General features: G+C 50.4%; 7 protein-coding genes and 2 tRNA genes. All 9 read left to right on the plus strand.

The window, feature by feature from the left end; all coding sequences use genetic code 11:
- Positions 1-493: 493 nt before the first annotated feature.
- The 9 genes from DFQ01_RS30510 to DFQ01_RS32285 all read left to right on the plus strand — a co-directional run bounded on the left by DFQ01_RS30510 (position 494) and on the right by DFQ01_RS32285 (position 8,993).
- The gene (locus DFQ01_RS30510; RefSeq protein WP_425452454.1) at positions 494-1,351 is read left to right on the plus strand and encodes an ABC transporter ATP-binding protein; all 858 of its coding nucleotides are present in this window, start codon (positions 494-496) and stop codon (positions 1,349-1,351) included.
- Positions 1,317-2,381 carry an efflux RND transporter periplasmic adaptor subunit gene (locus DFQ01_RS30515; protein WP_110047678.1) on the plus strand — a complete coding sequence of 355 codons (1,065 nt, stop codon included), beginning with the start codon at positions 1,317-1,319 and terminating at the stop codon, positions 2,379-2,381. Before DFQ01_RS30510 ends, DFQ01_RS30515 begins: the two co-directional genes overlap by 35 nt.
- A 3-nt stretch (positions 2,382-2,384) precedes the next feature.
- The gene (locus DFQ01_RS30520) at positions 2,385-5,300 is read left to right on the plus strand and encodes an ABC transporter permease (protein ID WP_110047679.1); all 2,916 of its coding nucleotides are present in this window, start codon (positions 2,385-2,387) and stop codon (positions 5,298-5,300) included.
- Positions 5,301-5,303: 3 nt separating this feature from the next.
- A complete protein-coding gene (locus tag DFQ01_RS30525) occupies positions 5,304-6,179 on the plus strand; it encodes an ATP-binding cassette domain-containing protein (RefSeq protein ID WP_110047680.1) in 876 nt (291 codons plus the stop codon).
- A 5-nt stretch (positions 6,180-6,184) separates the two neighbouring features.
- Positions 6,185-7,747: an ABC transporter substrate-binding protein gene (locus DFQ01_RS30530; RefSeq protein ID WP_110047681.1), complete on the plus strand. Its 1,563-nt coding sequence runs from the start codon at positions 6,185-6,187 to the stop codon at positions 7,745-7,747.
- Between the two features lie 103 nt (positions 7,748-7,850).
- Positions 7,851-8,015: a hypothetical protein gene (locus DFQ01_RS31320; RefSeq protein ID WP_174812428.1), complete on the plus strand. Its 165-nt coding sequence runs from the start codon at positions 7,851-7,853 to the stop codon at positions 8,013-8,015.
- Positions 8,016-8,141: 126 nt separating this feature from the next.
- Positions 8,142-8,218, plus strand: a tRNA-Ile gene (locus DFQ01_RS30535).
- 17 nt (positions 8,219-8,235) lie between these two features.
- Positions 8,236-8,324 (plus strand) — tRNA-Leu (locus DFQ01_RS30540).
- 441 nt (positions 8,325-8,765) lie between these two features.
- Positions 8,766-8,993, plus strand: a complete 228-nt coding sequence (locus DFQ01_RS32285) for a HEPN domain-containing protein (protein ID WP_425452455.1) — start codon at positions 8,766-8,768, stop codon at positions 8,991-8,993.
- Positions 8,994-9,385 lie beyond the last annotated feature (392 nt).

Raw genomic sequence — 9,385 nt, forward strand, 5'->3', positions numbered from 1 at the left:
GAGGTCGGGTGGCTTTCGCTTGCCCATAATTTGCTCAAGAAGGTGGCAGTTGATAGAAGAATCAAAAAGGCGATTCAGGGATGACCCCCTGAACCCTTTTTTTGCTTTTTTTCAATAAATTGAGCTAGCTCATCAGTTAGTTGACCTACTTTTGGGACAGCCCCTTCTTTTTTAACCACGCTCGAACAGAAGTTGTGCCCAGAGGGCACACGACCCCCAGCACGCGGTATATTATCCACGCCTCGGTCTCGCCACCAACCCCTTCCGGGGTCCAGGGGACGGGAGTCCCATGGGGTCCTCCCTAGCAGGGAGGATTTAGGTGGGTAGAAATCTTGGTTTAGGTGGGTAGAAATCTCGGTTTAGGTGGGTTGAACACTTTATCGAAATTCTTTACGAAATCTATCGTCAAGCGGTGTAACTTTTCTTCCAATGCTTCCGTCTATAGGATAAATGAGAAAAATGAAAAAGGATTGGCGGAGGTGACCACCCCTCTATGGGTTTATTGACCACATGGAAATCGAAATCAAAAGCGAAACAATCTGAGCTCAAATCCACGCCATCAGGAGCAGCCGAAGGTGATCCGGCACAGCTTGAAACTGCTGTCTCGACAGAAAGCCTTATGCAGCACATTCCCGATGGCGAGTCCGCCGCTGCCCTTAGAAACAAGGGAAAAGTGTCGACTGAGCCAATCATGACCGTTAGTAGTGTTGAACGTATGTTCAATGTAGGCGGTCAGCCTCTGCATGTGCTTAAAGGCATTAACATGCAGGTGCTTCCGAATCAGCTCGTCATGCTAAGGGGCCGTTCAGGCTCAGGCAAGACAACGCTGCTGAATATGCTGGGGGGGCTAGACCAGCCGAGCAAGGGGGAAATTTGGTTTGATGGACGCCCGTTCCATCAGCTGAATGACAATGAAAGAACGAGGGTTAGACGGATGGAGATCGGCTTTATTTTCCAAGCGTATGCATTGATGCCTCTTCTGTCTGCTTGGGAAAATGTCGAGTTGTCGCTTCGTATGGCAGGTGTGCCGAAGAGAGAGTGGAAAGAACGCGTAGCCCATTGCTTGAAGTTGGTAGGGCTGGAGCGGCGGATGCACCATCGCCCGTTCGAGCTGTCCGGCGGTGAACAACAGCGGGTTGCCATTGCGAAGGCCATCGCACACCGCCCGAAGCTGCTGCTGGCGGACGAACCGACAGCGGAGCTCGATTCTCAAATGTCTGCCCAAATAATGGCAGTCTTCCAAACAATAATCGCAACAGAACAAGTAACTATATGTATGACTACGCATGATCCTACTATTCTGGAGGTTGCCGACCATGTTTACGAAATGGTGGATGGGAAGTTTATTTAAGAGAGGAGCGGCTGTTGTACTCAGCTTATCTCTATTAACGGCGGGAGGCTGCGGCCTGCTGCCGAAGGAGGAGGAAGAAGAGCAGCTGCCTGCCATTACGCCTCCTACGATATCGAAGAAACCGGAGTACGATGTGACGACAGCAACGCTCGAGACGAAGGTTTCGTCTGTTGGTAAAGTCATTTCGATGCAAGAGGAGACGTTGTACTTCACGCTGGATGGCAAGCGGCTGAAGGAACTGTACGTGAAGAATGGTCAGGATGTTAAAGCCGGCGACCCAATCGGTGAGCTGGATGTCGATGACCTGCGTAAGGAGCTGAGGACCAAGAAGCTCGATTTCCGCCGCCAAGAAACGAAGATGAAGGAAACGCTGCGGAACAAGGATGACATGGACCCCGTCGACTATGAAGAGGCTGTCATTGTGTTTGAGGAAGGACGTCAAGCGCTCGCTGATCTTCAAGAGGAGATCGACAAGGCAGTGCTGACGGCTCCATTCTCCGGCAAAATCGTTTCGCTAAACGTCCAGAAGGGCGACGAAATCAAAGCCTATGATGCCATTTGCATCGTTGCAGATACATCGCAATTGACTGCGGCTGCGAAGCTGAGCAAGGATCAATTGACGAAAGTAGCGCTTGGAATGGAAGTTGTTGCTGACATTAACGGCATCGGTGAAGTGAAAGGTGTTGTCAAGCAGCTGCCGCTCCAGTCCACAGATAATGATCAGAATGGCCAGAACGGTCAGCAGACGCTGGAGCGTCCGGAAGATTTCTTGATCGTGCAATTGTCCAAAATGCCAGAAGGGCTGCAGCGCGGTACACCGCTCTCGCTCAACATTATCGTTAATCGCAAGAAGGACGCAATCGTGATTCCATTGTCTGCATTGCGCAGCATCGGTGCCCGCCAATATGTACAGGTTGTTGAGGCGGACGGATCGAAGCGCGAGGTTGACGTCGAGGTTGGCCAGCAGACCTCCACCCAAGCGGAAATCCTGAAAGGATTGACACCGGGACAGAAAGTCGTAGGTCGATAAGCTATGGGTATCCCGTTGTTTCGATTTCTATTTCGCAAAATGTGGAACACCCGCTGGCTGACACTCAGTACATTCGTCGGGCTTGTCATAGCTGTTGCGTTCACGACGAGTATTCCGATGTATGCCGACGGCGCGCTGAAGCGCGTAGTCGCGCAGTCGCTGCAGGAGAAGAGCGAAGGGTTGCCAGCGGGCTCGCTGCTTATTCGTAATCAGGCGGCTGCTGGAACCGAGACGGATCTTACAGCACTGACGAATGTCAATCGTTATATACACGAGGAAGTACCGAAGCATGTCGGCTTCCCAACAACAACAGATGTACGCACTTATTCCATACGAAGTTCTGAAGTTGTACCCGTTGATACTTCGAAGGTCGATCCGAGCCGGGTACGTCAATTTGGCCTAATGACGATGTCGGGCTTAGAAGATAAAGTGGACCTGTCGCAAGGCCGTTGGTTCGTTGATTCAGCAGGCAGCAGCGGTGACGGCGTCATTGAAGCGGTCATGCTGGAAGAAGCCATGTTCCGCAATGATATTCATATCGATGATGAATTCGAGTATCCCGTATACGGCGGACTGGATTTGACGCTGAAGGTGAAGATCGTTGGCGCTTTCAAGCCGAAGTCGGATACGGATCCTTATTGGTATCAGGGTATTGAAGGATTAATGAGCGGCTTGCTTATTGGCGAAAAGACCATGGTCGACGGATTGATGGGACAGCAGCATATCCCACTGCATACGGCGAACTGGTACTATGCATTCGACCTGAGAGAGATTACAACAAGCCAGCTGTCGCCGCTTAGCCGGACACTGGAGCGGATGAATATCGACCTGTATCAGCAAATGAAAGATACGAAGATCGAGATTTCATTCGCATCAACGCTCTCGGAATTCCGCAAGCAGAGCATACAGCTGCAGACGCTGTTGTTCACGCTGGCAGCACCGATGATTGCGATGGTATTCTTCTTCATCATGATGAATGCAAGACAATCGCTCGACAAGCAGCGCTCCGATATCTCCGTGCTTCGCAGCCGTGGTGCGCGGACGAAGCAGATCATCCTTATTTATTTGATTGAAGGATTGTTCCTCGGCGTGTTGGCACTTGCAACCGGCCCATTACTTGGCTGGTTCATGGCGAAGAGTATTGGGTCAGCGAATGGCTTCCTGACGTTCGTTGATCGCAAATCGATTCCTGTTGGCTTCACAATGGATGCAATCATTGCAGGTGTCGCTGCTGTCGTAATTGCCATTCTTGCGACAGTTATCCCTGCGATCAGCTACGCGCGGATGTCTATCGTCACTTACAAACAGCAGTTGGCGCGTTCCGACCGCAGACCCGTATGGCAGCGTTGGTACCTTGATGTTGCGCTGATGGGCGTAGCCGGATACGGTTGGTACTTGTTCAACGAGCGCCAAATGATTTCGTTCAAAACAGGCATGACGACAGACCAGCTGAACGTACAGCCGTTCTTGTTCTTCGTGCCGGCGATTGCAATATTCGCTTTGGGATTGTTCTTCCTACGCATATTCCCATGGCTGCTTAAACTGTTTAACTGGCTGGGACGCAAGCTGCTGCCAGTGCCGCTGTACCTGACGCTTGTACAGCTGTCCCGTTCGTCTAAGGGCTATTATCCACTAATGATTTTGCTCATTCTGACGCTCGGCCTTGGGGTATATAATGCCTCGGCAGCACGTACGATTGATCTGAACTCTACGGAACGTACGCAGTACAAGTACGGCACAGACGTCATTATGCAGACGGTTTGGGAGGGAAGCGCAGAGGTCAGCATCACAGACAATAGCAATAATGGCGGTTCAGGCGGTGGTGGCCAAGGGGAAGGTCAAGGCGGCGGCCAAGGCAATGGTGGTGGTCAAGGAGGCAGCGGTGGCGGCGGCCAATCAGGCGGCAGCACGCCAACTCGAATTAATTACTCCGAACCTCCATTCGAGCTATTCAAAGAGATGGATGGCGTAGAAGCGGCTGCACGCGTCCTGCAAACGAAAGGGAGCATAAAGGTCGCAGATCGCTCGATCGGGCAGGGTACGCTGATGGGCATCGACAACGTCGATTTCTCGAAAGTCGCTTGGTTTGGTGAAGACCTGTTCCCGGTTCATCCCTTCTACTATTTGCGGAACCTTGGGTTGTTCGAGCAAGCGGCAATCATTCCATCGTCGGTTGCGGACAAATACCAGCTGAAGCTTGGCGATACGATTCAAGTTGGTCTGACGGACGGGGTCATCGAGTTTGCTATTGCAGGCATCGTACCGTATTGGCCGACGCAATATCCAGATAAGTCGCCATTCATTATTGCGAACCTGGATTACATTTACGATCAAGTACCAATCATCCCTTACGATGTTTGGCTCAAAATGGAACCAGGCGCGAAGGTCGGCCCTGTTATGACAGAGCTGCAGAAGAAAGGCATCGAGCTCGCATCGGTAACGGATGCAAGAAACGAGCTGCTCATTCAATCGAAGCATCCGACGCGCGGCGGCGTGTTCGGTATCTTAAGTCTCGGATTCCTCGTCTCGATTATCGTCTCACTGACGGGCTACGTGCTGTATTGGTTCTTTAATCTTTCTGGCCGTGTCGTTCAATTCGGTGTCCTTCGGGCGATGGGTCTGTCACGCAGACAACTAACGGGCATGCTGCTGCTGGAGCAGCTGTTTACAGCGGGCTTGTCGATTGGACTTGGTATCTTGATTGGCAAAATCGCCAGCTTGCTGTTCCTGCCGTTCCTGCAGACGACCGACAACGTCGAGAATTCGGTTCCGCCGTTCCGTGTCGTATTTGACTCGCAGGATACGAATCAGCTGTACATGGTCGTATCCGTCATGATGCTGTTAGGCGCTATTCTGCTGCTTCTTCACATTCGCAGGCTGCGCGTTCATCAGGCGGTCAAAATGGGAGAGGAGCGGTAGACAATGATAGAGTGCGAAGGCTTAGTCAAAATTTACAAATCAGACGATCTCGAGGTTGTCGCCCTCCAGGGCTTGAACCTCAAGGTTGAGGATGGCGAGATGATGGCCATCATCGGCAACAGCGGCAGCGGCAAATCGACGCTGCTGAACATTCTCGGCGGACTGGATCGGCCTTCGGCCGGTTCGGTCAAAGTCGGTGAATGGGATCTGCTTAAGATTACGGAAGAGCAGATTGTCGAATACAAACGTGATACGGTCGGCTTTATCTGGCAGAACAACGCGCGCAACCTGCTGCCGTACTTGTCGGCGCTCGAGAATGTCGAGATGCCGATGATGCTTGCGGGCCGAATGGATCGCAAGTATGCGAAGCAGCTGCTTGAATGGGTTGGATTGAAGGAGCGCATGCACAATAAGCTCCATCAGCTGTCCGGCGGTGAGCAGCAGCGCGTCGCGATGGCGATCGCGCTGTCGAACCGGCCAAAGATGCTGCTCGCGGATGAACCGACAGGATCGGTCGATACGCGAACGAGCGATATGATCATGGATATTTTTCGCCGAATGAATCGGGAGCTTGGGGTTACGATCGTTATCGTTACGCATGATTTGTCGCTGGCTAGCAAGGTAGACCGTGTTGTCGCGATACGTGACGGTATGACGAGTACCGAGTTCATTAAACGCAATCATCATTTGGATGAAGAGATTGCGGCAGGCGCAAGCGGCCTGAAGCAGGTACACGAGGAATACGTAGTTATTGACCGCGTCGGCCGGATGCAGATTCCGAAGGAATATTTGTCCGCGCTGAACATTAAGGATAAGGCATCGATTGAGTTTGATGGTGAACGTATCGTCATCACGCCGCCTAAAACATTGGAGGGGTAACGAACATGGAGAAGAGACTTTGGATGAAACGAGCAGCAGCGACGACAGTCGCACTAACAATGCTCGTACCGCTAATGGCAGCATGCAGCAAAGGGGAGAAAGACAGCTCGACAGAGAAGCGGGTACTCCGTATCGGTACGCTGTATGGCGGCAAAGACAATGAGCCTTGGTCCCGTCAGCAGTACACGGATACGTTCGAGTTCACACACCCGAACATTGAGCTTGAGATTGTTGGTGCAATCAATAACGACGATCAGCGCTTCCAGACGTATGATCCGAACAACCAACAGAAGCAGCCAGACACGTATGAAGAGCTTAAGAAGATGCTGACGGGTCAAAATCCGGTCGACGTCGTCGTTATCGACTATTCGCAGCTTAAACGGTTGGTTCAAGATAATCTGCTTCAGCAGCTGGACCCGCTTATCGCACAAGATAAATTCGACCTTACGGACTACGTACCGACGGTACTGGACGGTATTAAGCAAGTAGGCGATAACAACCTGTATGCTCTTACGCCAACGTTCAGCGCTTCCGCTCTATTTTATAATAAGAAGCTGTTCCAAGATGCTGGGGTTACGCCTCCTACGGACGGCATGTTCTGGCCAGATATCGTAGACTTGGCGCGCCGTGTATCGAAGGGCGAGGGCAAAGATCGCAAGTTCGGTCTGTCGTTCAATCGCTGGCCGGGCAGCAACGGCATCTATGATGTTCAGAACTATGCAAGCACGCTGCAGTTGAAGGTGTGGGACGATAAGGGCGAGAAGATGCTCGTGAACACGCCGGGCTGGGAAAATGCGCTGAATGTGGTAGCGGGCCTTTATAAAGATGATATTGTTCCAGATTCCGATGACGTTCAGAAGATGAACGAAGGTAAAGAGCAAACGGGTGAGTACAATCCAGTAGATAACGATTGGTTCCTGAGCGGCCGCGTTGCAATGACGATCTCCGATTTCAGCTATGTGAATGAGCTGACGCTGGCGAAAGACAATGCAGCGAAGATCAAAGATTTCACACCTGTGGATTGGGATGTTGTGACGGTTCCTCAGCATCAAGAGGCAGCAGGTGTCGGCGGCAGCATTTACTACAGCCAGCTGATGGGTATTAATGCGAAAGCTCAGAATGCAGACGACGCTTGGGAGTTCATCAAGTTCACTAACAGCCCTGAGGTTGCGAAGCTGAAGTCGCGCAGCCAATATGAGTTGTCGTCTCGCAAATCGTTCATTAAAGCTTCTGAGAGCACGACGCCATTCAATATCGCGGCATTCTATACGCTGAAGCCAATTCCGCCATCCTCGACGGATACGGATAAGGTATATCGCGAGAAGCCAGGCATCTGGGAAGCGCAAAATGCAGGCAGCGAAGTGTTCACCGAGGTCGTCAAAGGCACCAAGACGGCGAAGGAAGCACTCGCGGAGTGGGAGACCAAGGGTAACGCGGTTCTCGAGAAGCTCAAGACGAATCCGAATGGCGGCGATGGCGGCGGCACAATCGACGTGAAGCCACTGGCAGAGGCTGCTGGTGAAGCAACCTCCTCGACGGATTCGGCCACTGTAACGGTAGAAGAATAAGGTGTGAGGAAAGCCCGCAATCGCGAATCAAGCGATTGCGGGTTATTTTTTTGGGTACATTAAGAACAACTTCTTCGTCAATCAGAATATGGAGGCGATACGCATGAAATGGATTTATTGGGGACGGCTGTACGAGACCAAATTTCAAGCTGGCTGCTTAGTGCGGCGCATGGAGAACGATTGGTGGATTTATGGATACGACAGCCCATCCGAGGTGGAAGTGTTCCGATCGCGCAAAGGCAAGTACGGCGTGCGTTACATGCCCTAACTGCAGAAGTGAAATTTAAAATAATAGTTGACTTACAACGGCAAAATATAGTATATTAATTCTTGTTCTCAGTTCGAAAATTTTATCGCTCCTAGCAAGTGCGGAGGCGATAGGTGGACGTAATAAGGGCCTTTAGCTCAGTTGGTTAGAGCGGTCGGCTCATAACCGATTGGTCACAGGTTCGAGTCCTGTAGGGCCCACCAGAGTTTTCGTAAGACGTGCCGGGGTGGCGGAATTGGCAGACGCACAGGACTTAAAATCCTGCGATACGTGAGTATCGTACGGGTTCGACCCCCGTCCTCGGCACCACTTATATCAAGGATTTCAAGGGTTTCAGCTCATTGGGCTGGAGCCTTTTTTCATGGCAAAAAAGCCGGTTTGCTAACATTTTGCTAACGGCGGTTATTTTTTCGTGTACGTTCGGGGGGTTTCGATACTCTCGGCAACATGGTTGTATTGACTTCATGATGTTCGAATAATGGTTCAGACGATCCGTTCGAGAATTCCGTCACGCTCCATTCTCAGACGCTGGATTTCGGCTTTAATGGCTTATCTACGACAAGGTAAGTTGGTGTTACTGTACTCCAAGGCAAGCTTCACGTGGGCTTTGGCAATGTCCAGCAACGCGGCTGTTACTCCTTCATCGTTTAGTGCTCGCCATACGGCATATTTCACTTTGTCACTTCCTTTGCTTTTTTGGAGAATAGATCGTTTATCCTTTGCGCCGTATCTTTTTTCGTTTCAATATCTATGTGTGCGTATGCAAGAGGTTTTTTAGATCGGGTAAATTTGCAATGCAGGATAAAACGTTTAGATGAAAAATACTTACAGGTCATATTAGCCAGCAGTGAGCGAATAATTAATACTAATAATGCAAATGGATTTTACTCTAGAATAGTTAACACACGTAACTATTATTCGCACTTAAGAACGACACTAGAGGAATTCTTAGCTATTCAGAGATGTTTTGGACTGTAGAGTTACTTGAAGCGTTGATAGTTATTATTCTATTAACTGAAATGGGTATATCTTTAGAGGATACTAAAGCGTTTATGATTCGCGATGAGAGATTCTGGCCGATTCTATCACACCATATGAATGATGAGTTTTGATGAATACAAAGAGGGGCTGTCCCAAAAGTCATTAGACTTTGAGACGGCCCCTTGTGTTTCAATTAACTGCAAAGGCAGCTGCGCAGAGCGAATGTTCTTACGATCGCTGTTGTCACCGGATTGCTCTGAATGGGTAAGATCGTTGCAAGGTAGCAATCCGTTGACAAAGCATTCCTGTATGGTGTTAAATTTCGGCTTTGAAATTAAACGAGCACCTCCTTATGATGAAGTTGTCCAGCCAGACAACAAAAACAAAAG

Source organism: Paenibacillus cellulosilyticus, from assembly GCF_003182255.1.
Lineage (GTDB): Bacteria > Bacillota > Bacilli > Paenibacillales > Paenibacillaceae > Paenibacillus_T > Paenibacillus_T cellulosilyticus.